The organism is Cellvibrio sp. 25HG11W-0 (assembly GCF_057815475.1).
Window position 1 is genome coordinate 4,501,337 of the sequence record NZ_CM174230.1, and the last position, 23,811, is coordinate 4,525,147.

Genomic DNA, 23,811 nt, shown 5'->3' on the forward strand with positions numbered 1-23,811 from the left:
TTTATTGTGTAGCCTAGTAATTATGGAACCTAGTAATTGCGGAACCTAGTCAAAAAATTAGGCCACTTGAATCACAATCTTACCGCGCGCGCGACCACTTTCACTGCGCGCATGTGCTGCTACTACATCTTTTAACGCAAACTCGCTGTCTATTTGCACGTGTAATTTACCCGCCGCAAATAGCTTGTTAAGTTCTTCGAGCTGCACACCGCTAGGCTCTACAAAACAAAACAGTGGTGTTACGCCATGCTGCGCGGCTGTATCGGCATCGAGCGGGTTAATGATAGAGACCATACGTCCGCCGCGCTTTAGGGTCTGCCAAGATTGTGCTTGCGCCTCTCCGCCCAGCGTATCGAACACCAGATCCAAATCGCGCAGTGCGGCAAAATCTTGCTGCTTGTAATCGATGACCTCATCCGCACCGAAACTCTTCACGAGTTCCACATTGCCGGTTGAACAGGTTGAATAAACGTAGGCACCGCGCAGCTTTGCTAATTGAATTGCAAAGCTACCCACACCACCGGCACCGGCGTGAATCAACACACGTTCACCCGCTTTAAGATTGGCAATGTCATACAGCGATTGCCAAGCCGTGAGCGCCACCAAGGGTGTAGCCGCGGCTTCTTGCCAACTTAAACTTTCCGGCTTGAGTGCGATTTCAGCGGCATTAACTGCAATAAACTCGGCGTAGCTACCATTGCGTGCAATATTAGGGCGACTGTAAACCTTATCGCCGATACGCCAAGTGGTGACATTTTCCCCTAGCGCAACAATTTCTCCCGCAAAATCCCAGCCTAAGGTCAGCGGTAGTTGATGCGGCAACATCTCTTTTAAATAACCCTCACGAATTTTCCAATCCACGGGGTTTACGCTAGCGGTGTGAATTTTCACCAGCACGTCATCAGGCAGAAGCGCAGGAATAGCAATATTTTCGAGGATTAATTGTGATTGGTCGCCATAGGCGTGAATACGAACAGCGTTCATTGTCTTGTTCATCAGATCCTCCGAAGGATTCAGTTAGTAAATCAACGAGGCTCAGTTTAGTGACTAAAGCGCAGCTTGATTAGCCCCTTAAGATTCACTACATTGTTTCCCCTATAGAAACAAACTGTCATCTTCATCAGAGAACTAACTATGGCCAAACCTATGGAACGCATGTCTGGCCTTATGCTGTTTGGCAAAATTGTTGAGTGCGGCAGCCTGTCTGGTGCCGCGCAGCAATTGGGCATCAGCCGCTCGTCGGTGAGCAAACAGCTCGCAGCCTTCGAACAGGAAATTGGTGCGCGACTATTACAGCGCACCACGCGCAAAATAGCCTTAACGGAATTGGGCGAGCAAATCATGCAAGAGGCCCTGCAGGTACAAGAGGCCCTCGCCAAGGTGGAAGCAATCAGCAATGATTTTCGCCAAGAGGTGCGCGGGCGCCTAAAAGTCTCCTGCTCTAGCTCTTTTGGGCGCGTGCACTTAGTGCCGCTTATGCGCGAATTTACCGAGCGCTATCCCGAGGTCGAAGTCTGTTTGCAGCTGGAAGATCGGTTTGTGGATTTGGTCGCCGAGCAGGTCGATGTAGCCATTCGTATTGGCTATTTATCTGACTCGTCACTCATAGCGCGGCGCTTGGGCGAGTTAACCTGGCAGCTCTGCGCCAGCCCCGATTACCTCACACGCAAAGGCACACCGCAGACGCCTAGCGACTTACTCGCCCATGACTGCCTTTATTATCGCAATCAAAAAAGCACTCTCAATACCTGGCATTTTCAAAACGCCCGTAAGCACACTAACCCCGGTAACAAAGAAAAAAATACCAAAAACGATGAGCATATTAGCGTGCAGGGACCACTGTGCATTAACGATGCCTGCGCACTGGTCAGCGCTGCCATTGATGGTTTGGGTGTGCTGCTTATTGATAGTTCGATTGTGCAAGAGGCATTGGCAGCAGGCCAACTCGTGCCGCTGCTCGCCGACTACCCACCAGCGCCGGGGCTTCCTGTTTACGCGGTTTACCCTGTACGCAATTTTTTGCCCACCAAAACCCATGCCTTTATCGACTTTTTAGTCGATCGACTTAGCCCGCGAATTAATTAACCTCCCGTGGCGACCCAAAACTCAAGCAGGCCTAAGAAAGCTCAAAGCCCTTCCAAATATCCAGCAATAACAAAGATCAGAGAACAAATAATCCAGTAAACCGTAAATTAATGTTCGGATGACTGGCGTTTTTTTACACATAGTGTAACCTGAACACCAAAAGACAACGTTGTCCCACAAAAAAATAAGACACAAAGAAAACCGGCGAAATGCCTCGGGGCACCAAAACATATACACCAGCACACACAACACAGGTAATCACTTTCATGTCTTTACGCTCACATTTTCTGATGATCACAGCCAGCCTTGCCTTCTGCCTGGCACCTTTGGCCACGGCTGAACTCAACCCAAACGCAGTACATGATGCTCCGCTCACCCAAAAGCAACTGAATGAATTTGGCCACGACGCGCAGCTACGTTTTGGGGTTATTCGTAATTTTAGCGGCAGTGATAACCAACTTAAGGCGCAACTTCAGTTGCGCAATGCGTCCTCTGTCGCGCTTCCGCGCGGCGCGCGCAACTGGCGTATTTATTTTCACTCAATACGCAAACTCCTATTGGCTGATGATGCGGGGCTGCACCTGAGTCACATCAACGGCGACCTCTATGCGCTGGCACCCACGGCGCATTTTCCCGGCCTTGCAGTCAACGCAACACTGACATTTGAATTTCATTCGGGCGATTGGATAGTCAGCTATAGCGACTTTATGCCGCGCGCGTTTATCGCCCAAGAAGGCCTAGAACCGGCTATTTTCGCCAATACTGATAGCGAGCAGCTGAGCGATTTTGTCGAGCCATTTTCCCGCCCTGAACAACAATTGCGTTTCAGCGATGACCTGTATCCTATAGTGACGAGCGAATCGCGTTTTGCGGAAAATCGCGCACTCAATCACCCGCAACCTGATGCCACAGCTTTGGCTACTCGTATTATTCCAACCCCAAAAAATATAAAAATACGTAAGGGCACGGTCGAACTAAACAGCAGTTGGCAATTGCGTTATACCGGCGGTCTCACCCCCGAAGCTAACTACTTGAGCGAGCAACTGCAAACCCTCGGCATAACACTGACCAGCGCCGCCGATCATATTCCCGCACAAGGCAGCACTATTTACTTGAATCTTGGCGCACAACTGCCGAGCGAAAGTTATACGCTGTCACTTGATAGCGATGCGATTCGGCTTATAGGCAGCGATAGCGCAGGTGCTTTTTACGCCGTGCAATCCCTGCTCGCGCTGCTGCCTGCCAATACCCACAGCCAAGTAAGTTTGCCCAAACTGACCATCAGTGATAGCCCGCGCTACAACTGGCGCGGCATGCACTACGACATGGGGCGCAACTTTCACGGCAAAGCAGTAACACTGCGTTTAATCGAACAAATGGCGCGCTACAAACTCAACAAACTACACCTGCATTTAACCGAGGATGAAGGCTGGCGCTTGGAAATTCCCGGCCTGCCGGAATTGACCGAGGTGGGTGGCGCACGCTGCTTCGATCTCACCGAAACCCATTGCCTACTCACCCAACTAGGGACTGGACCCCATAAATCTGGCTCGGGTAATGGCTATTACACGCGCACAGACTTTATTGAGATTTTACAATTTGCCGCTGCGCGCCATATAGACGTGATCCCTGAAATTGACATGCCCGGCCACGCCCGCGCCGCCGTTAAATCAATGGAAGCGCGCTATCGCACACTTATAGCTGCGGGCAAAAAAGCAGCAGCGGAACAGTATTTACTCTCAGATCCAGACGACCAATCGCACTATATGTCGGTACAGAACTACACCGACAATGCCATCAATGTCTGCCTCCCCTCAAGCTATGCGTTCGCGGAAAAAGTGATCTATGAATTGCAGCAAATGTATCGCGCAGCTGGGCTAAAGCTCACCACCTTTCACATGGGTGGCGATGAAGTGGGTAAGGGTTCGTGGGAGAAATCGCCCGCCTGCACCGCACTCTTCGCACAATCCGACTCTGGCGTTACTGGCGTTGCCGACCTCAAACCCTATTTTGTGAAAAAGCTCGCCGCCATGACACAAGCGCGCGGATTGAATCTGGCAGGCTGGGAAGATGGCCTAATGTACGACCCGAACAACACCTTCAACCGCGCCGAGTTCGCCAACAAACATGTGCTGGCCAATGCTTGGGATAATATTTGGGAATGGGGCGTTGCTGATCGCGCTTATCGCTTAGCCAATGCGGGTTATGAAGTCATTTTATCCCCCGGTACACACCTCTATTTTGATCACCCCCAAGAAGCTAACGCAGAAGAGCGCGGCTACTACTGGGCTACGCGCTATAGCGATAACGCCAAAGTTTTTGGGTTTATGCCCGACAACCTCTATGCCAATGCCGATAAAACCCGCGCTGGCGAGCCAATTACAAATTTAGAGGCCCTCGTGGGAAGACCGCTGCCCAGCCTACAAAAACCGGAAAACCTACTGGGTATTCAAGGCCAAGTATGGTCTGAAACCATTCGCACGGCGGAGCAGTTGGAGCAGATGATCTATCCCCGCGCTATAGCCTTAGCCGAGCGAGCGTGGCACAAGGCCCCGTGGGAATCGAACCAACCCGACCTAAAAGCCCGCGCTGCCGATTGGACCCAGTTTGCCTATAGCCTTAGTCAAAAAGAGCTGCCCAAGCTAGCCACAACAGGTGCTAGTTTTTATCTACCACCGCCGGGTGGCCAGATAAAAAGCGACCAGCTCATGATGAACTCATCACTTCCGGGGCTAGGCTTAGAATACAGTTTCGATCAGGGAGCCACTTGGCAGCCATATTCAAAGCCCGTTTCAGTGCCGCCTGCACAGGCAACTTCTGCGCAACCAACATTGGTGCGCGCTGAAATTTTACTGCGCAGCCGTATTGGCGAGCAGGTCAGTCGCACTACGGCGGTGATCTACTAAACTCAATTGTCGCCATAAGCAACATACGCAAACTTTGATAACAACTCCTTTAAAAGGCCGGAACAACCGACTTTTTGAAGGAGTTCATAACAAAAGATCCTAAAAAGCAGCAAAAAACGATATAAATGCGAAAAAATAGCAAATAAATCGCAAAAAAGTGCTTAAAGTGCCTTGGCGCCGGTTCCATTTTGCGCAATAGCTTACTATGCTATTAACGCGCCACAGTAGTGCACAAGTTTCGGCCAGGCATTAGGTCATTGAGTATCGCTGTTTTGTGGTTGATGTAATGAGTCCGCTAGTCTTGATAGATAAGGAGCATCAAGACACTGCAATCCATAAGTTACAACCGCAAATAAGGTAGTGCCATGAAAGTCGATGTTCTCTCACTTGTTATCTTTATTTTTTGCCTAGGCGTTTGCCTAACCCTCATAGACTTGGGTGCATTGGTCACCTTTGCTGAAGCTGCTGTAGAATAATTTTCTGCCTCAGCTTACATAATGTACAAACCGCTCTCCTCCCTCGAAGCCTGCAATTTCACCGCAGCTTGGCTTAAGCCGTAACCTCAATAACTCCGCTATCTGATGCTATAGCAAACAAGGGAATATCCCATTCCGCCATGGTTTGCGGTTCCACTTCTTGGCAACTGTGCGCTAAGCCAACTAAGTAGGGCCGCCCTTTAGGTTGTTTGTGTTTGAATGCAAAGGTCGCATCGTAATATCCCCCGCCCATACCCAAGCGCCCACCGCAGCGATCGAAACCGACCAAGGGCATAAGCACCACATCCAATAAATTCGGAATAATTTTAAGCTCGCGCCTATGGTCAGGTTCAGGAATGCCAAAGCGATTTGGGGCTAGCGCCGTTTTAGGGTTATAACGCACAAACCATAGCTCACGGCCCTTAGGGCGCAATACTGGCAAGTAGAGTTGCTTTTTCATTTTCCACAACTGCTCCGCAATTACTCGTGGATCGACTTCGCCGTCATTAGCGATATAGAGAGCTATATGTTGCGCGCGCATCAGTTGCGGAATTTTTAACAGATAACTCAATACGTTGCGTGCAGCTTGAGCTTGTTGTTGCGGATTAAGTGCACGCCTACGCTTGCGTAAATCTTGGCGCAAAGCAGAGCGACTTAATGACAGAGAAGGAGACGTAATATTTACCGGAGTGCGCGGATCAAGCATAAGCGGCCTTATTCAGAAATCAAAAAACAAAATCGATGACAGAAATAAATGGCGAAGATGAGTGAGTGCGAGAAAACGAAGAGAAATAAAAACTAAAAAAACAAAAGAAGAAAAAAGAGGCCCCGAAAATGCCGCTACCAAGCTGGCCTTGAACCCATAGGTTCAAGGTGGTTACACCTGTGGTTTTTTAGGCTTTCCGTCAGGCGGACATGCACACCAAACACAACGAGATGCGACCAAGTTTGTGGAAATCGGCTCAAGGACTTGTCGGTTTGCAAACACTCCAGGGCGAGCTCCAGTATAACCCACAGACCCCATGTGATCGCAAATGAATTTATCGTTGAACCAAGATTAAATTCAGCAAAAAACAATCTTACCAGCCACTGGACTTTTACGATTTCCCTGCAATCGTGCAGGCGAGCATCGATTCGTATAAGCATCACTCAAGCTGTATTAAAAACAACAGCGCCCGCAAAAGCGGGAGCTGTTACTTAATTTTATTCAATTTGAAATTTAACTGAGTTTTGCTAGGCTGCGCTCTAATTTTTCATTCAAACGCAGTAGATCACTACCATTAACCGCACCGCCACTACCCTCGGTAGCAACTCTGGCCTGCAATAATTCATGACTTAAATTCAGCGCAGCCATTACCGCGATACGCTCTAAGCCGATGACTGCGCCGGTACCGCGAATCATTTTCATGCGCTCATCGAGCATTTGCGCTGACTGCACGAGAGCTTGTCGCTCTTCACGTGGACAGGCTACTTGGTATTCTTTATCGAGGATTTTTACAAAAACTGTTTCATTGCTCATGAGCGCGCTCCGCGATTATTCTGCATCCAGATTTTTCAAATGGGTAATCATGGCTTCCACACGGCTGCGGGCCAATTCATTCTTTTCAATCAAGCGCTCGCGCTCGCGCAGCCAGTCGCTTTCGCGCGCCTTAAGTTCAGCATTTTCCTGCTGCAGACGAGTGCAGTGCAGAATCAGCTTATCCAGCTTGGTTTCCAGAGCGAGGAGCAGATTGTCAGACATGATCATTATTAACCAATTTATAACGCGGGTCGCCCACTATATTGTGCCCTCGGCAGGGGGTCAATGCACAGACGTAACTTAATGTGATTTCGAGATAGGGCACGCTACTGAATGATAAACCTATAAGTTTTATAAATCAGTTGCTTGCATCACGAACAAACCTTAAAAAAAGTTTGCACGGCCCTCTCGTTTAATCGTGATAGCATTCGCCCAAGCTACCAGAGAGGCACCAATGACAGACTTAACTTCTACCGAAAACCCCGTAATATCCCTTCGTTTCGACGACCTTGCCAACCTTTTAGTTCCTCTGGGAACCCTAAACAGCCCGTCTGAACTGCATGGCCTGCTGTGCGGCAAGCTTGCCGGGGGCGCGCAACTATCAGAAATTAACTGGCTGCTCAATGCTGTTGAGTTTCTCGACTTCACCCAAGCGCCCGATGAAAATGTCCGCGCTGCGCTGAGCGCACTGTTTCACTCTACCCGCGAGCAACTTAACGGCAGCTTTGAATTAAAGATGATGCTGCCCGATGACGACTACGGCTTAGCCGAGCGCGTTAATGCACTAAGCCAATGGTGCCACGGCTTTTTGACCGGTTTTGGCAGTGTCGAGGTGACTACCCCGCGGGAAATCACTGAAGACGTTGAAGATACATTGCGCGACTTTGCCTCCATCGTACAAATTCAAGCCGATGACGAAGAAGACGATCCCAGCGCCGAAGCAGACTATATGGAAGTAACTGAATATGTGCGCATGGCGGCCAGCGGCCTCTACTTGGAATATGGCGCAGATGAGCCTGAGACGGCAGCCACGAGCGAAGCCGCGTTAGCACCTACGCTACACTAGTCGTCATACCCTCTCACTTCTATCACCATTTAAGTCGCCGAGACCCAGATGAGAATTAACAAAGCCGAATTCGCCCGCCGCCGCAAAGCATTGATGGACATGATGGAACCCAACTCTATCGCCATAGTACCTGCCGCACCCGAGCGCACCCGCAGCCGCGATACGGAATACCACTATCGCCAGAATAGCGACCTACTCTATCTCTCCGGCTTTGAAGAACCGCAAGCGGTGTTGGTTATCATCCCTGGGCGCGCTCATGGCGAATATGTGTTGTTTGTACGCGAGCGCAATCGCGAGCGCGAAATTTGGGACGGCTATCGTGCAGGGCCCGAGGGCGCCTGCAGCGAATTCGATGCGGATGACGCCTTTCCCATAGACGATATCGACGATATTTTGCCGGGGCTAATTGAAGGCCGCGAGCGCGTCTACTACGCCATGGGCAAAGACAGCGAATTCGACAAGCAAGTAATGGACTGGGTTAACACCATTCGCGCCAAGGTGCGCTCTGGCGCTACGCCACCGGGGGAGTTTCTCGACCTTAGCCACTTTTTAAATGAGCTGCGCCTGTTCAAAAGCGCCGCAGAAATTCGCGTCATGCGCGAAGCGGGTGAAATCTCCGCACGCGCCCATGTGCGCGCCATGCAGGCCAGCAAAGCCGGGGTTATGGAGTACCAGTTGGAAGCGGAAATCATGCACGAATTCAATATGGCCGGCGCGCGCTTTCCCGCCTACAACACCATTGTCGGCGGCGGCAAAAACGGCTGTATCCTGCATTACATCGAAAACTCTGCCGCGCTCAAAAATGGCGATTTGGTCTTGATCGACGCCGGCTGTGAATTAGATTATTACGCAGCCGACATCACCCGCACCTTCCCCGTCAACGGCAAGTTTTCACCCGAGCAAAAAGCTCTCTACGAGCTTTGCCTGCAAGCACAATTAGACGCTATCGCCCAATGCAAACCCGGCAACCACTGGAACGATCCCCATGAAACCACCGTGCGCGTAATTACCGAAGGCTTGGTAAACATCGGCCTGCTTGACGGCGACGTACAAGAACTCATCAAAACCGAAGCCTATAAAGAATTCTACATGCACCGCGCCGGTCACTGGCTGGGCATGGATGTACACGATGTCGGCGATTATAAAGTTGGCGGCGAGTGGCGCCTGCTTGAACCTGGCATGGTTCTGACCGTAGAACCCGGCATTTACGTCGCCCCCGACAACGAGCGCGTTGCCAAAAAATGGCGCGGCATCGGCATTCGCATTGAAGACGACATCGTCATCACCAAAGACGGCAATGATGTGCTCACCAAGGATGTCCCCAAGACTGTGAAGGAAATTGAGGCTTTGATGGCGCGCTCATAGACAATCTCAATGAATACTAACAGCAAGGTAATTTACAAAATCACCTACCCGAATGGGAAAATCTACATTGGAAAAGATCTAACAAACAGCATCAATTATTGGGGCAGCGCGAATAGCGATCTGATTGCACAAGACTTTTCTGCGACAGAAAGAATGGATATGACGATCCGACAAGAAATCCTGTTTACGTCAAGTGATGCAAACGAAATCAATAAAATCGAGCCTGTTTTAATTCGCGAATACAATGCCAATGATCCAGATATTGGCTACAACCAGTGGCCAAAATTCAAAAGATGATTGCGCCGCTTACACACATAACAAGAGCAAGACTGTAACTGTATATGGAAAAAGCTCTCGAGTTTGATATCGCCATTATCGGCGGCGGCATGGTAGGTACTAGCCTCGCTAGCCTCTTAGCAGCCAGTTGCCCTCAGTGGCGTATAGCGCTGATAGAAACCCAGCCATTTGCAACGGCCTCCGAACAACTCTATCAACCTAGCTTTGATGCGCGCTCCACCGCACTTTCTTTCGGCAGCGCCGATATTTTGCGTGAGCTTGGGCTATGGGAGACATTGCAGCAACACATCACCGCGATTCGTCAGGTACATGTTTCCGACAAGGGGCATTTCCTCGGCGGCTTAATCGATGCGGCGGAGCGCAAGCTTGAGGCCGTGGGTTATGTGGTTGAGAATGCTTGGTTAGGCAAGACACTGCTCGCCCATGTCCAGCTGCAGCCCAACATTCACTGCTTTGCACCTGCAACCTTGAATAAGCTAGAACCGCTAGTAGATGGCGCGCGCTTAAGCATTCAAACACCACAGGGCCCAGTGCAAATTAACACTGAGCTTGCGGTGATTGCCGATGGCGGCGACTCAGCACTGCGCCGCACCTTGGGCATAAGCACTCAGGTGCGCGATTATCAGCAGACCGCCATTATCACTAATGTGGAATTTTCCGAGCCCCATAACGGTATTGCCTACGAGCGTTTCACTGCCGATGGCCCTATCGCCTTATTACCCCTCGGCGAAACATCCAGCGCGCACCAAGCCGCACTGGTATGGACCTTACCGCAAGATCAAGTTGACGAGATAAGCGCGCTCAGCGACCAAGAGTTTTTGCAGGCGCTGCAAACGCGATTTGGTTTTCGCCAAGGTCGCTTTACACGTGTCGCCAAACGTCACACCTACCCATTACAGCTGGTCATTGCCGACGAGCAAATTCGCTCTCATATAGTGTTAGTCGGCAATGCCGCGCATTTTTTACACCCAGTGGCGGGGCAAGGCTTTAATTTGGCCCTGCGCGATTGTGCCTGCTTGGTCGAGACTCTCACCGCAGCACGCAGCACGCAGCAACCCCTAGGCGAATTAGCGAACTTGCAAACCTATGTGGCGCGGCAAGCGCTGGATCAACAATTGACGATTGAATTTAGCGATCGTTTGGTGCGACTGTTTTCTACCGACCAATTGCCCTTTATCGCCCTGCGCCACCTCGGCTTTTTAAGCCTTGAATCACTCAGCTTTATCAAAGACCAATTCGCGGCGCAAACCATGGGTACTGCTGGGCGCCAACATCGCTGGCTGCCGCCCATGGCAGAAATAGAGAACGAAACAGGGACAGCAACGCCTGCAGCCACACCTGAAAAGACCACGACTAATACGCCCTCTTCCAACACTAATTTTGATGTAGTGATTGTAGGTGCGGGTTTGGTCGGTGCTGCGCTCGCCTGCAAACTCGCGCTATTAAATAGCGCGCAACCTTTGCGTATCGCCATTATAGAGGCGACCAACCATTTACCTCATTACAGCGGCAGCAACTTTGATCCCCGCGTGGTAGCCCTGACACAAGCCTCGCAACAATTACTGGCAGACATAGGTTGCTGGGAACAAATACTGTTAGCGCGCGTTTGCGCCTATCAACAGATGAAAGTTTGGGATGGCGAAGGCACCGCCAGTATTGAGTTCGATGCCGCTGAAGTGCGCCAAGTGCAATTAGGGCATATTGTTGAAAACTCCGTGATAGTCAACGCCTTGCGCGAGCGCATGGCGCAGCTACCACACATCACCTTAATTCAACCTACTGCACTGGTTGAATTAAGGGCACCTAATAGCTTACAGCCCTGGGTTGAGATTCAACTCAACAACGGCCAACAGCTGCGCAGCCTACTACTCATTGCCGCCGACGGCGCCCATTCAAAAGTACGCGATCTCGCTGGTTTTACCACACGTGAATGGGACTATGGCCAAGAGGCTATAGTGACTACAGTGCGCACGGAACTGCCGCATGAGTTCACCGCATGGCAGCGCTTTATGCACACCGGTCCTCTGGCTTTTTTGCCATTGCAACACCAGGGCGATGCGCATCAGTGTTCTATTGTTTGGTCCGCCGATAGCGCCTTCGCTCATGAATTAATGCAGTTAAATGACGAAGCGTTTTGCGCGCGTGTGGGCCGCGCATTTGAATATCGCCTTGGCAAAATCGAGCAATGTGCTGAGCGATTTGCCCTGCCCCTGCGCCAACGTCACGCGCAAACCTACATACAAACTGGCATGGCTCTGGTAGGCGACGCAGCGCACAATATCCATCCGCTCGCGGGCCAAGGCGTCAATCTCGGGTTATTGGATGTGCTTGCCATGAGCACAGAAATAGAGCGCGCCCTCGCGCGTGGCCTACCCTTAAATGAACCTTCAATATTGCGCCGCTATCAACGCGCACGCCTGAGCAGCAACCTCGGCATGATGAGCGCAATGGAGGGCTTTAAACGTTTATTTGGCAGCCAGACACTCGACGCGAATTGGTTGCGCAACACGGGGATGCGCCAACTGAATAACCTCGGCGCGATTAAAAAAATTATTATTAAAACCGCCTTGGGCGCAACATCCTAACCTAAGATTTTTTCTACACTACTTGAGATTTTCTATGATGCTTGGCGATGTAGTTTCCATAGCACCTTTTGATTGGCACGCAATCGCTGCCGCCCTACTCTGCGGCACCATTGTGGGCTTAGAGCGCCAATTGCGTGGCAAACCTGTTGGTATTCGCACTTCAGCACTGATCACCCTCGGTACCTATATTTTTATCGCCACCTCGATGGTTGTTTCCAACGCCGCTACCGACCCTTCACGCATTATCGGACAAGTCATCACCGGTATTGGCTTTCTCGGCGCTGGCGTCATGATGGCGCGCGATGGCTTTGTCATGGGCGTCACCTCTGCCGCCACAATTTGGGCGCTCGCCTCCATCGGCGTCGCCATCGCCTTGGGCTACGAAATCACCGCCATTAAGCTGTCCTTTATCGTGGTAGGCGTACTGGTCGGTGTCGATATTCTTGAAGATTATTTTCAAGCCTTGACGCGCGGCGTACATAAAAAATATCAAGATTGGCGCGGAAAAACGAAATCCAGCTCAGAATAAACGCCTTTATTCTCAAGAGGGGGTACATAGGTAACACTTAAAATCGCACTCCATTCACCTTTTACTATTGAGCCGCCATGACAGATTCACCTAAGCACAGCACGCGCCATAAAATTGCCAATGCACTTAACATTGTCTTGATCGCCATACTCCTTAGTGCCGTCGCAGGCTTTTGCACTTTCGGCAATATTTACGGTCTGTTTCTGGCGCTAGTCACCGCATTAATTGCATTTGGTGCCTTCAAACATAACCGCTGGGCTTATTTTGGCGCAGCTGCATGGGGGTTGGCATGCTATCAACTCGCAAAGCAAGGTTATGAATTTGCCACAATTAAACATTATGTAATGGGACTCGGTATCGCCTTAATACCGCTTGCATTGTTTTTGCACGAAATGCTTGCGAACAGCCCAACAAAAAATGCACAAAATAGAAGCACAGGCGACACAGATAAAAAGAATATGCCCGACTAAATGTGTGCTAGTTACACATGCAGCCAAAAAACAGCGATATTCGTTAAATTCACATATAACTGCTTGAACTCAAGTTCCTGAAGTGCTTTAATTTTGAACTGCTACAGATTGAGATTCGACCCAAGAAAAAGCTTTTGTAAGACAACCGCTTGCTCAAGACCCTTGGCCGCACCACGACCTGAGCAATAGCTTTATTAATAAGCTATTTCACCCTGGCTTTTAGTAAAGTCGGTTACTTTGTTCGGTCAGCTTTGCTGACGTTTTAGACGCAAGACGAGGAATTTATGTCAGATCTAGTCTCTGGTGTTGTTAAATGGTTTAACGATGATAAAGGTTACGGTTTTATTGAGCGTGAAGGCGGTGCAGATGTATTCGTTCACTTCCGTGCGATCAATGGTAACGGCCGTAAGACTCTGAAAGAAGGTCAAAAAGTGACTTTCGAAGTAACCTCAGGTCAAAAAGGTCCGCAAGCGGAAAACGTAACTCCTCTCTAAGATGAGTCGCGTTTCAAGGGGTGATTGAGCAATCAATTGCCCCTTGCTGCTTTAAGGGCCTTAAAAAATTACCTCCTGCTCAGCAGTATCGTTTAATAAAAAAACTATTTTTTATTTCGACACATGCCACTCTCCATTCCTCACGGCTAGCGATTGTCATCTTTAGTGTGATAAGTCAGCGCCATTACTCGACGCGTCTCATGTTTGATATTTATTCAGTTCTTTGGCTTACACTTATTATTCTTGTTATCTACTATTGGCACGGCGCCCTAAAAGTAAAAGAGCGCGCGTTTGCGATGGCGCAACAACATTGCGCGGACATGGATGTACAGCTGCTCGACGAAAGTGTCTATTTACGTCGCATCTGGTTTAAACGCAACGCACAGGGCCAACTCTCACTCTGGCGCGCCTTCTATTTTGAATTTACCGCCAATGGCATTGATCGCAACTTTGGCCGAGTCATTATGCTCGGCTCAAAAATCACTGAAGTGCAACTTGATCCACACCGGCTGCATTAAACTAAAACTACTTAGATTGCGTTCATTACATTAACTATGGCCATCACTTACCGCGATCAAAAATCACTTGATGCTCATCTCGTGATAGACCTCTACAATCGCTCCACTCTCGGCGAACGCCGCCCCGTCGACAAGCCCGATATTTTTCAAGGCATGATCGACAACGCGAGTATTTTAATCAGCGCGTGGGACAACGAAAAGCTCATTGGAATAGCCCGCGCCCTAAGCGACTTCACCTACGTCACCTATCTCGCAGACTTAGCTGTTGATGAAAATTATCAACATCAAGGGATAGGTAAAAAACTCATCGACGAAGTGCAAGCGCGAACACACGCTGAATGCATGCTCGTACTGCTCGCCGCGCCTAAAGCGCAAGACTACTATCCAAAGATTGGCTTCACGGCCAATCCACGCGGTTGGGTCTTAAAAAAATAGTGCTGAGGAAATTGCCATGAATCAAAACAATGACGCAGATATAACGCCGATCGAAAAAGTGGGTGGCTGGAAAACCAAAAACTCAACAGTGGCCTATGAAAACCCCTGGTTAAAAGTTTCTCACGAAGAAGTCATAACCCCCACAGGCACCGATGGTATTTACGGCGTAGTGCATTTTAAAAACACAGCCGTCGGCGTTGTCCCTATAGACGATGAGGGCAATACGTGGTTGGTAAAACAAAGTCGCTATACCCTCAATCAATACACCTGGGAAATACCCGAAGGTGGTTGTCCAAAGGGTGAAAACCCACTGGCAGCAGCGCAGCGCGAACTGGAAGAAGAGGTAGGTTTAAAAGCAAAAGATTGGAGCGCACTCATGCAGTTACATCTTTCCAACTCTGTCACCGACGAATACTGCGAAATATTCGTGGCGCGCAACCTTTTCTCCGGCACTCAACAACTCGAGGCCAGCGAAGATATTGAAGTGAAAAAGCTGCCATTACTTGAAGCGATAGAAATGGTAAAGCGCGGCGACATAACTGATGCTATTAGTGTTGCCGCACTGTTACGTTTAGCCTTAGATTTGTAAACAATATTACACCTGTAGCTCGACTGAGCCTAGGCGCACCCGCCTTTCACTATTTTAATTGCAGCAAACTCGCAAGTGTTTTCTGCAGCGTCTCAGGCTCATCAAACTGCGTCAAACGTCGAATCTCTTTGCCATTATTAAATACTATGAGCGTGGGGTATTCGCTCACTTTGTAGCTTTGCGCAAAGGTGTTGGCGCTGTCATAAATAATTGCGTAGGGTAACGCCTGCTTCTTTTTGTACTCAGCCACATCCTTTGGCTCGGCCCACAAATAAGTCGCATAACTCGCCCAATTAATTTTTGCAGAGCTGCTCTGCTTAAATAACGCGCTAGCTAAGGCATCACCACGCACACAGTTTTGTGCCATAGCAGGTTCAATATCTGCAAAATACCAACCACACCAACTCGCAGAAAAATAGCGCACAGCAAAACCTACCGGCAAATCCGGCGCTGCCCGCTTATTATTTCCCTCTTTCACGCCTTCCACTTTTGCAGCCGACACTAAGGCGGCATGAGCCAATTGATCAAGCTTGAGATGCAAATCAGCATCGGCGTGATAGCTGGTGTAAACAACCTTACCCTCAGCGTCAATTAGCACATGGAAGGGCGTACCCACAAAATTAAAATTGCTGGCAATGGTGCCATTATTGTCCAGCACTATGGGAACTGTGAGCTGGTACTTATCCTTAATAGCCTGCAGTGTTTCCTGTGTCTCATTAATATTCAAATTCACCGCATAAATATTAATGGCATCTTTGTACTTAGTGTAAACGGCCTGTAAATCAGGCATTTGTTTTCGGCAATCTAAACACCACGTAGCCCAGAGCTTTAAATAAATGGGCTTATGCCCCAATTGCTGCTTAAGTGAAATGGGTTTTCCTTGAAACTGTTGGTAGGTTTCATCCAATACCAAGGTTTGCGCAAACAAAGCAGGTGCCTGTAACAGCAACACGACTAAGCAGAGCATTTTTAGTGGTCGAATATTCATATCAGTGATCCTTTATCTCGGGTAAAAAATGGAACCCGACTGCCACACGGTTCCAAGCATTAATCGTTACTATGACAGCCGTAAGATTTATGATTTCGGTTGAATTGAAAAACTCACACAAGGCTTCAAAATCATCGCCGTGAGTTTTACCCTCAGCAACACGCGTGAGTTTTTCGGTCCAGTTCAAGGCAGCGCGTTCGCGCGCAGAAAACACAGGTGCTTCACGCCAAGCAGACAACACATCTAAACGAACCTGACGCTCGCCATCAAGACGCGCCTCCGCAGTATGCATGTGCAAGCAGAAGGCGCAGCTATTAATTTGCGATGCGCGCAACTTAACTAAATGCACCAATGATTGTTCCAACCCCTCACTGCTTGCCTTCCCCAAACTGAGCAGTGAGTTCAATAATTCTGGCTGGGTGCTAAAGGCTAGGGCACGACTTATACGTTCTTGCATAAAAAGCTCCAATAAATAATAACGAGGAGCCGTCATAGTGCACCTTCGCTACAGGAGGTAATTGTATTTTTGCGACATCTTGCGCTGGCGATACTGCCCCGGCGTTTGCTCGGTAACCAGCTGAAATTGACGAATAAAATGCGATTGATCGTAGAACCCTGCATCAAGGGCAACTTTCGTTAATGGGGTATCTGGGGCTCGACCAATCGATAAGCGCGCCTGCTTAATACGCACCAGCTGCTTTAGCTTTACCGCGGTTAAACCCACCTGCTGCAGAAACTTTCGCTCCAACTGGCGGCGACTAAGTGCAACAGCCCGACTTAGTTCTTCTATAGAGTTTTCACTGCGCAACAAATGAGGCAACAAGCGTTGCACCAAACCGCACTCGGCCTTGACGGCTATCGATTCCTGCAATAACCAGCTATCCAGCAATTCTAGCCGTTGCGATATGTTTGCCGCCCCACTTAATTGTTCCTGTACCTGCAGCCGCGTAAAACCCAAATCCTGCAAACTACATTCTCGGTTAGCCAACTCTCCCATATCCAACCCCAGCAATTGAAATGCACCACCGGGATGAAAGCGAATCCCCATGCGATCTAAGGTTCCCTTTAGCTGTAATCGATTGAGCGTTTGAATCGCATTAAACTGCATAGATAATGAGGATGAGGTGAAATCGATAGTAAGACTAGTGCCACCATCAGGATAAAGCTTTTCTTCACTCACTATAGATTCAACGCTACTGACCACCCAATAACATTGCACCCAAGAGCGCAAATAAGGGTGAGGCGCAAAGCGCTGAAAACCCAAGTAATTTAGTTGATCGCTGGTATTTAACAATAAAGATTTCATAGGCAACATAATGTATCTAGTGATAACTTAATAAAAATATCAACAACCCTTTACAAGTAAATTCAACTACCTCACATAATGCCAAGCCACCCAGGCGGCCCCGACGAAGATCACCCAAGATAGCCCCAGCAACACCCAAGGTAGACGCACTGCGACCGGCTGTTGCGACGCATCTACTGTAGGTACCTCTGGCTGCAACGATGTCAGCTGCTTAGCTTTCTTCAATCGCTTATCCAAGTCTCGCGTTTTTTCACTGTGTTGCCGTAAAAAAACTTCCATGCCACGCTGAATACCGTTAGCAATAGCTTTAGTATCTGCCATCGGCTGACCTTCCACCTTAATGCTGCGCGCAATCTTTAATGCTTCACCGCGAATATCGCGCCCATCTTTTTTGGATTTTGCTTTTGCGTTAACTTGATTCATAGTTTTATCATTCATGAAATTATTGTGCGCCGAAGTTAGGGCGAGGACTGATTACACACTATTGTATTTTAACCAACGCTATAGTATTACCATGTGCAACTTGCTCTAGCCCCTGCAGTTTATGTTGGGCATCAAATATAAAGTAGAAAGCAAGGCCGTTACCGCGCGCGTAAAACTCGCGCTCCGCTGCCGCCTCAAGTGAATAACTATCCCCTTCGGGATACTGCACACGCAGTTTGCCATCAGCGAACGTCACTTTTATAGCAAACTCATGCACTGTGGATTTATAAGTACCAGTTAAGGATTTCAAGTAAGTAGAAGGCAACCTTAAGCTAGGATTGGCATATACAAACTGAAAGCCGCGCACATAGCACTCTGGATTGACCGCCGCATGCCCTGCATTGCTAACTTCGGCAAAACGAAAGGCCAAATTTTTAGCTTTTTTAGCGGCTAACTGCTCTGCGAATAGTTGTATCTCAGTAGCGTTCTCAAGACTACCCCAAGCTAAATATGCACGAGTGCCCTGCGGAATAATATCCGGAGAGAAATCTTTCAGGAGCTTAAACATCACTTGTTTATCCCAATAAATACTGGGGCTTGATGCAATATAACCCCTAAATAAATCGGGCTGAGAGATAAGTGTATAAAACACAAATAATGCACTGGTAGAGCCACCAGTTACTGTGCGATCTTTACTGGCTTTAAATGTTGACTCTATATGCGGGAATAATTCCTTGCGTAAAAAATTCTGGAATTTATCAGCATGCCCCGATGTCGGATCCCCCGCCGAGGTTGTGGGTGTCAAATCGACATTGCGCAGCGCCATCAAATTGCCATTGGTTTCCCTCCAGCTAATGCCAACGACTATAGCCTCCGGCATATCACCATCATGAATAACCGCACCCGTAGCGGTATAAATAAGCGGGAATTGCCATTGGGCATCTAACACATAAAGTACCGGATACACTTTACCCTCAGGTGCACTGGCGTAGCTGCCCGGTAGCGATACTACAATATTGTAATCATGACCTGTTGCTAGGGAGTTAATGCTAAACGTCTGAGTACCCGGCAGCTCGTAAGCAGATAATGGCGCACTAACGCCCCCCTCTGCACTTACGTCATCTGTATTATTCTGAGCAGCAGCATTAGCAACAGAGAAAAACACACATGCACTCAGCAGTGCCATATAGAAAAAAGAATACTTCATAAAATAATAACCCTTCTTATCGTTAAAATATTATCAATCATTATTTAATCTCGTTGATTAGGTGCTATCAAACTGCGCAACCAATTCCACCAAGTATTTTCCCCTAACATATATTGATCAAGCAGGTCCTGATTCTCAAAATAGTGTTCGGGATTTTGAAACAACAGTTCTCGCATTAACATGCGTCGCTTCGGATTAATGGTTTTTATAATTCGCGCTGGATTACCCGCCGCCACCGAATTAGCAGGAATACTTTTAGTGACCACACTGCCCGCACCCACCACTGAATTCTCACCAATAGTGACACCTTTATTGACGATAACGCGCTCACCCAGCCATACATTATTTTCAATCACCACCGGCTTAGTGCAACGAAATGGTCGAATACGATTATAAATGCCGTGCCAATCACTATCACTGATATACACATTTGCGGCCAGCATGCAGTTATCACCAATATGAATTGATTGCGCCGCCGATATACGCACGCCGGGAGAAATCAAACAATAATCGCCAATATAAAGCGCGCCATCTGCTTGCTTGCTAGGCCATGTGGTGAACCGCACGCAATTATCGGGCGATGAAATGATTTGTGCATAGCGCCCCAAATATATATTGCGCCCGAAAATAACCAGGCTTCGCGGATGAGCGATTTCAGGCACAGTCCCCACACTATCAAATTGCGGAACGACAAAACGCCGTACATACCAATGATTAATGATTTTATAGAGGCGTTTTATTAAGTAGGGGGTATTGCTGCGTCGCACCAGAAATTCCTTAATTGCCAACCTCAAAAACTGCACCAATATAGATTCAGTTGGTTAAATTCCGAGTTTGCGGGACCAAGTTTGTTAGAATGACGCCAATAGGCAATTGCGCCAGCCCCAGTCACTAGGTACCAAGACGCACAATGCAGACCACGAACATCACTTTACCGCTGGATATTACCACTGTTAAAGGCTTTTTAGCGCCCGACGAGGGCACCGCGCTCTATACAACCGCGCTCAAGGGCGCAGCGCTGGGCCCCTGCTTGGAAATTGGGAGCTACTGCGGGAAATCAACGGTATATCTAGCGAGTGCATGCCAGCAGAGCAACAACCTACTCTTTGCGGTGGATCATCATCGCGGCTCAGAGGAGCATCAATTGGGCGAGGAATATCACGACCCAGAACTCTACGATGCGCACGCGGGTAAGATGGATAGCTTTCGCAGCTTTCGTCACACACTCGCACGCGCGCAACTCGAAGACTGCGTGGTGCCTATAGTGGCCGCTTCTACGCAGGCAGCACGCTTTTGGACAACACCGCTGAGCTTAGTATTTATTGATGGCGGCCACAGTATGGAAGCGGCACTAGCAGACTATCGCAGCTGGGCAGGCCACGTTGTGCGCGGCGGCTATCTCGCCATTCACGATGTATTTCCCAACCCCGCCGATGGTGGGCGCCCACCCTATGAGATTTGGTTGCTCGCGCAACAATCTGGGCTATTTGAAGCACTGCCGCTTATCAATACCCTCGGCCTTTTAAAGCGACTTTAAACGGTCGTGCTTAGCGCTTATTCATCTGAATTTTATTTTTTTGCATTTATTATTGAGTAGTAATTATGACCAGCCCGCTATTTTCCAGCCTCGCTCTTAGCACTGAAATGCTCGCCAATTTGGAGTCGCTCGACTACCAAGAAATGACCCCCATTCAGGCGGCCAGCTTGCCGATTATTTTGCAGGGGCAAGATATTATCGCCAAAGCTAAAACCGGTAGCGGTAAAACAGCGGCGTTCGGTATTGGCTTGCTAACGCAATTAGATGTGAAGAACTTTTCCGTGCAGGGCCTGGTGCTCTGCCCTACACGCGAGCTCGCCGATCAAGTTGCCAAAGAGCTGCGCCGCCTTGCGCGCTTCACCCACAATGTAAAAATACTCACCCTCTGCGGCGGCGTTTCCATTGGGCCACAAATAGGATCGCTCGAACGCGGTGCACACATAGTCGTGGGCACACCGGGGCGCATTGTAGATCACATTCGTAAGAACACTCTCAAACTAGAAGCCGTAACGCAGCTCGTGCTTGACGAAGCGGATCGCATGCTCGACATGGGCTTTACGGATGACATTGAATTGGTATTAGCGGCCTGCAATAGCGAGCGTCAAACATTGCTTTTTTCTGCAACCTATCCAGAACAAATCAAAAAAATTAGCGCCCATTGCCAAAAAAATCCACAAGAAGTAAGCATTGAAGAAACTCACACTCAGGAACACATAGAGCAGCACTTTTATGAACTGCAAGAACATCAAAATAAAACCCTTGCGGTACAGCACTTGCTGAGCCACTTCAAACCACAATCTTCTATTATATTCTGTAACACTAAAATTCAATGCCATGAACTCTATGAAACTCTGCGAGAGCGCGACATAAGTGCACTCGCCTTGCATGGTGACCTTGAGCAACGTGAGCGCGACCAGGTGTTAGTGCGCTTCTCCAATCGCAGTTGCTCCGTTTTAATTGCCACCGATGTAGCCGCGCGCGGTATTGATATTAAAGGGCTGGATGCCGTCATCAATTACGAATTATCACACGACCCTGAAGTGCATGTACATCGCGTGGGTCGCACCGGCCGCGCAGGCGAAAAAGGTTTGGCCCTAAGTTTATTATCACAAAAAGAAGTAGGCCGTTTAAATCGCCTTGAAGATTACTTACAGCTACGCCTTACTCTTGAAACACTTCCCGTTGTAACCGATGACGTCAGCATCAAACCCGCCATGGTCACACTCTGTATCGATGGAGGAAAAAAAGATAAACTCCGCCCAGGTGATATTATTGGCGCGCTTACCAAAGAGGCCGGCCTGCCCTTTGAACAAATCGGAAAAATTGATATGTTTGAATTCTGCGCCTACGTCGCAGTAGATATGGGCATCGCCAAACAAGCATTGAAACATTTACAAGATGGCCGTTTAAAAGGACGTAAGTTTCGCGCACGCCGCCTATAAAGAAGGGAAAATAAAATAATCGAAATAGAATTTATCAACACAATAAATCCCACCCTCTTGAGGGTGGGGGTATAAACCTTGTCCCACACACGATATAACATCAAATAACAATAATCGCACCCATAGCATAAATTTCCATAACAACACTATAAGGGTATGCACAATGTCTATTATCGCCGTAATAGCGGCCATTCTTTTATTGGTCGCACTTATCTCAGGCTTGAAGCTCAATACATTTCTCGCGTTTCTAATTTCGTCTATGGCGGCAGCCATCATGCTCGGCATACCACTGGACAAAATTGCAGGCACCATTGAAACAGGCATAGGCAACATGCTTGGCTCACTTGCAATCCTTTTATGCTTAGGTGCTATGTTTGGAAAGCTAGTGGCCGAGACAGGCGCAGCGCAACAAATTTCCAGCTCGCTCATTCGCTGGTGCGGACAAAAATATATTACGTGGGCGCTAATGCTGACAGGGTTTATCGTCGGCATTCCGCTTTTTTATAATGTGGGTTTTGTATTGTTAGTTCCATTGGTTTTTTCAGTCATGTATCAGACGCGCCTGCCCGCCGTGTACTTAGGTATTCCACTATTAGCTGCACTCTCCGTCACCCACGGTTTTTTACCACCACACCCCTCGCCTGTCGCTTTAATTCCGCAATTTGGTGCCGATATGGGTACCACGCTACTCTACGGCCTCATAGTGGCGATTCCCACCGTGATTGTGGCGGGGCCACTTTTTTCAGCACACTTGAAAAACATTAAGTGCACGCCGCTAGCCACCTTCAAACCACCCCAAATGGAGAAGGAAAAGTTACCTGGTGTAGCCAATAGTTTTATTACATCTCTCCTGCCCGTGATCTTAATCGCCGCAACAAGTTTTTTACCCAAGTCACTCAGTGAACAGCCCATCATCGGTTTTATCAGCAACCCTATGGTAGTACTGCTTATAGCGCTCGGCCTAGCAACCTGGAGCCTTGCACTTGCGCGTGGTATTAAAATGCAAGATGTCATGGCGCAATTTGGCGACGCCATTAAAGACATTTCCGTCATATTATTAATTGTTGCAGGCGCGGGCGCACTGAAACAAGTATTGGTGGTTAGTGGTGTGAGCAATGAATTAGGGGCGATGCTCCAAAATATTGACCTAAATCCACTGCTATTAGCTTGGCTTATCGCTACCCTTATTCGCATTGCCCTGGGTTCAGCCACAGTCGCTGGACTAACGGCTGCAGGTATAGTTGCCCCATTTATACCGCTCACCGGCGCCAACCCCAACCTAATGGTCTTGGCCGTAGGCGCAGGTAGCCTTATGTGCTCTCACGTAAATGATTCAGGGTTTTGGATGTATAAGGAATATTTTAACTTGAGCTTAAAAGACACCTTTAAATCTTGGTCGCTTATGGAAACAATCATTGGCGTAATGGGGCTGCTCGGGGTACTGTTGCTCGATAACTTGCTCTAACCGCACAAGTAAAAAATGGGGGAGAGAAAACCAACACCTCCCCAGGCCTCACCATAAAACAAACTTAAGCGCCAACATTAAATTCCTCGCGCCACATAAAAATTCATTT

At 48.7% G+C, this 23,811-nt stretch carries 25 protein-coding genes and 1 other RNA gene; 15 read left to right on the plus strand and 11 right to left on the minus strand.

The window, feature by feature from the left end; genetic code table 11:
• Positions 1–57: 57 nt before the first annotated feature.
• A complete protein-coding gene (locus tag AC0KUT_RS18945; protein ID WP_488831998.1) occupies positions 58–996 on the minus strand; it encodes an NADP-dependent oxidoreductase in 939 nt (312 codons plus the stop codon).
• Positions 997–1,134: 138 nt separating this feature from the next.
• Here AC0KUT_RS18945 and AC0KUT_RS18950 point away from each other — a divergent pair, with 138 nt between their 5' ends.
• Complete coding sequence (locus AC0KUT_RS18950) at positions 1,135–2,085, plus strand: LysR family transcriptional regulator (RefSeq protein ID WP_488831999.1); 951 nt, start codon at positions 1,135–1,137, stop codon at positions 2,083–2,085.
• A gap of 266 nt (positions 2,086–2,351) precedes the next feature.
• On the plus strand, positions 2,352–4,991 hold the full coding sequence (locus AC0KUT_RS18955; RefSeq protein WP_488832000.1) for a family 20 glycosylhydrolase: 2,640 nt from the start codon (positions 2,352–2,354) through the stop codon (positions 4,989–4,991).
• A gap of 549 nt (positions 4,992–5,540) precedes the next feature.
• Here the strand turns inward: AC0KUT_RS18955 and AC0KUT_RS18960 are convergent.
• The 4 genes from AC0KUT_RS18960 to AC0KUT_RS18975 all read right to left on the minus strand — a co-directional run bounded on the left by AC0KUT_RS18960 (position 5,541) and on the right by AC0KUT_RS18975 (position 7,208).
• Positions 5,541–6,173: a 5-formyltetrahydrofolate cyclo-ligase gene (locus tag AC0KUT_RS18960; protein WP_488832002.1), complete on the minus strand. Its 633-nt coding sequence runs from the start codon at positions 6,171–6,173 to the stop codon at positions 5,541–5,543.
• A 115-nt stretch (positions 6,174–6,288) separates the two neighbouring features.
• A non-coding RNA gene (gene ssrS / locus AC0KUT_RS18965) (6S RNA) lies at positions 6,289–6,466 on the minus strand.
• A gap of 220 nt (positions 6,467–6,686) precedes the next feature.
• Positions 6,687–6,986: a cell division protein ZapA gene (locus AC0KUT_RS18970; protein WP_488832004.1), complete on the minus strand. Its 300-nt coding sequence runs from the start codon at positions 6,984–6,986 to the stop codon at positions 6,687–6,689.
• A gap of 15 nt (positions 6,987–7,001) precedes the next feature.
• Positions 7,002–7,208, minus strand: coding sequence for a TIGR02449 family protein (locus AC0KUT_RS18975; protein ID WP_488832005.1), 207 nt, complete (start codon positions 7,206–7,208; stop codon positions 7,002–7,004).
• Positions 7,209–7,440: 232 nt separating this feature from the next.
• On the opposite strand from AC0KUT_RS18975, the gene AC0KUT_RS18980 reads away from it, so the two are divergent.
• The 10 genes from AC0KUT_RS18980 to AC0KUT_RS19025 all read left to right on the plus strand — a co-directional run bounded on the left by AC0KUT_RS18980 (position 7,441) and on the right by AC0KUT_RS19025 (position 15,334).
• On the plus strand, positions 7,441–8,052 hold the full coding sequence (locus tag AC0KUT_RS18980) for a UPF0149 family protein (protein ID WP_488832006.1): 612 nt from the start codon (positions 7,441–7,443) through the stop codon (positions 8,050–8,052).
• 48 nt (positions 8,053–8,100) lie between these two features.
• Positions 8,101–9,417, plus strand: coding sequence for a Xaa-Pro aminopeptidase (pepP, locus tag AC0KUT_RS18985; protein ID WP_488832008.1), 1,317 nt, complete (start codon positions 8,101–8,103; stop codon positions 9,415–9,417).
• 9 nt (positions 9,418–9,426) lie between these two features.
• Entirely contained in the window at positions 9,427–9,714 is a 288-nt protein-coding gene (locus AC0KUT_RS18990) for a GIY-YIG nuclease family protein (protein ID WP_488832010.1), read from the plus strand.
• 44 nt (positions 9,715–9,758) lie between these two features.
• On the plus strand, positions 9,759–12,299 hold the full coding sequence (gene ubiH / locus AC0KUT_RS18995) for a 2-octaprenyl-6-methoxyphenyl hydroxylase (protein ID WP_488832011.1): 2,541 nt from the start codon (positions 9,759–9,761) through the stop codon (positions 12,297–12,299).
• Between the two features lie 34 nt (positions 12,300–12,333).
• The gene (locus AC0KUT_RS19000; RefSeq protein WP_488832013.1) at positions 12,334–12,828 is read left to right on the plus strand and encodes an MgtC/SapB family protein; all 495 of its coding nucleotides are present in this window, start codon (positions 12,334–12,336) and stop codon (positions 12,826–12,828) included.
• Between the two features lie 77 nt (positions 12,829–12,905).
• Positions 12,906–13,298 carry a hypothetical protein gene (locus AC0KUT_RS19005; protein ID WP_488832014.1) on the plus strand — a complete coding sequence of 131 codons (393 nt, stop codon included), beginning with the start codon at positions 12,906–12,908 and terminating at the stop codon, positions 13,296–13,298.
• Positions 13,299–13,582: 284 nt separating this feature from the next.
• Positions 13,583–13,792, plus strand: coding sequence for a cold-shock protein (locus AC0KUT_RS19010; protein ID WP_488832016.1), 210 nt, complete (start codon positions 13,583–13,585; stop codon positions 13,790–13,792).
• 200 nt (positions 13,793–13,992) lie between these two features.
• A complete protein-coding gene (locus AC0KUT_RS19015) occupies positions 13,993–14,310 on the plus strand; it encodes a DUF3301 domain-containing protein (protein WP_488832017.1) in 318 nt (105 codons plus the stop codon).
• Positions 14,311–14,346: 36 nt separating this feature from the next.
• Positions 14,347–14,745, plus strand: coding sequence for a GNAT family N-acetyltransferase (locus AC0KUT_RS19020; RefSeq protein WP_488832019.1), 399 nt, complete (start codon positions 14,347–14,349; stop codon positions 14,743–14,745).
• A gap of 16 nt (positions 14,746–14,761) precedes the next feature.
• Positions 14,762–15,334: an NUDIX domain-containing protein gene (locus AC0KUT_RS19025; RefSeq protein ID WP_488832020.1), complete on the plus strand. Its 573-nt coding sequence runs from the start codon at positions 14,762–14,764 to the stop codon at positions 15,332–15,334.
• 49 nt (positions 15,335–15,383) lie between these two features.
• Here AC0KUT_RS19025 and AC0KUT_RS19030 read toward each other — a convergent pair whose 3' ends face one another.
• From AC0KUT_RS19030 to AC0KUT_RS19055, 6 genes are read right to left on the minus strand one after another with little or no spacing between them, the layout of a single operon-like run.
• Positions 15,384–16,322 carry a TlpA family protein disulfide reductase gene (locus AC0KUT_RS19030; protein WP_488832021.1) on the minus strand — a complete coding sequence of 313 codons (939 nt, stop codon included), beginning with the start codon at positions 16,320–16,322 and terminating at the stop codon, positions 15,384–15,386.
• A 1-nt stretch (position 16,323) separates the two neighbouring features.
• Positions 16,324–16,815, minus strand: coding sequence for a carboxymuconolactone decarboxylase family protein (locus tag AC0KUT_RS19035; protein ID WP_488832022.1), 492 nt, complete (start codon positions 16,813–16,815; stop codon positions 16,324–16,326).
• A gap of 12 nt (positions 16,816–16,827) precedes the next feature.
• Positions 16,828–17,637 carry a helix-turn-helix domain-containing protein gene (locus tag AC0KUT_RS19040; RefSeq protein ID WP_488832023.1) on the minus strand — a complete coding sequence of 270 codons (810 nt, stop codon included), beginning with the start codon at positions 17,635–17,637 and terminating at the stop codon, positions 16,828–16,830.
• Between the two features lie 57 nt (positions 17,638–17,694).
• Complete coding sequence (locus tag AC0KUT_RS19045) at positions 17,695–18,051, minus strand: DUF2956 family protein (protein ID WP_488832024.1); 357 nt, start codon at positions 18,049–18,051, stop codon at positions 17,695–17,697.
• Positions 18,052–18,109: 58 nt separating this feature from the next.
• Positions 18,110–19,258, minus strand: coding sequence for an alpha/beta hydrolase (locus AC0KUT_RS19050; protein WP_488832026.1), 1,149 nt, complete (start codon positions 19,256–19,258; stop codon positions 18,110–18,112).
• A gap of 44 nt (positions 19,259–19,302) precedes the next feature.
• On the minus strand, positions 19,303–20,025 hold the full coding sequence (locus AC0KUT_RS19055; protein WP_488832027.1) for an acyltransferase: 723 nt from the start codon (positions 20,023–20,025) through the stop codon (positions 19,303–19,305).
• A 143-nt stretch (positions 20,026–20,168) separates the two neighbouring features.
• On the opposite strand from AC0KUT_RS19055, the gene AC0KUT_RS19060 reads away from it, so the two are divergent.
• The 3 genes from AC0KUT_RS19060 to AC0KUT_RS19070 all read left to right on the plus strand — a co-directional run bounded on the left by AC0KUT_RS19060 (position 20,169) and on the right by AC0KUT_RS19070 (position 23,702).
• Positions 20,169–20,795, plus strand: coding sequence for a class I SAM-dependent methyltransferase (locus AC0KUT_RS19060; RefSeq protein ID WP_488832029.1), 627 nt, complete (start codon positions 20,169–20,171; stop codon positions 20,793–20,795).
• A 65-nt stretch (positions 20,796–20,860) separates the two neighbouring features.
• Complete coding sequence (dbpA, locus tag AC0KUT_RS19065) at positions 20,861–22,237, plus strand: ATP-dependent RNA helicase DbpA (RefSeq protein WP_488832030.1); 1,377 nt, start codon at positions 20,861–20,863, stop codon at positions 22,235–22,237.
• A 163-nt stretch (positions 22,238–22,400) separates the two neighbouring features.
• The gene (locus tag AC0KUT_RS19070) at positions 22,401–23,702 is read left to right on the plus strand and encodes a gluconate:H+ symporter (protein WP_488832032.1); all 1,302 of its coding nucleotides are present in this window, start codon (positions 22,401–22,403) and stop codon (positions 23,700–23,702) included.
• Positions 23,703–23,811 lie beyond the last annotated feature (109 nt).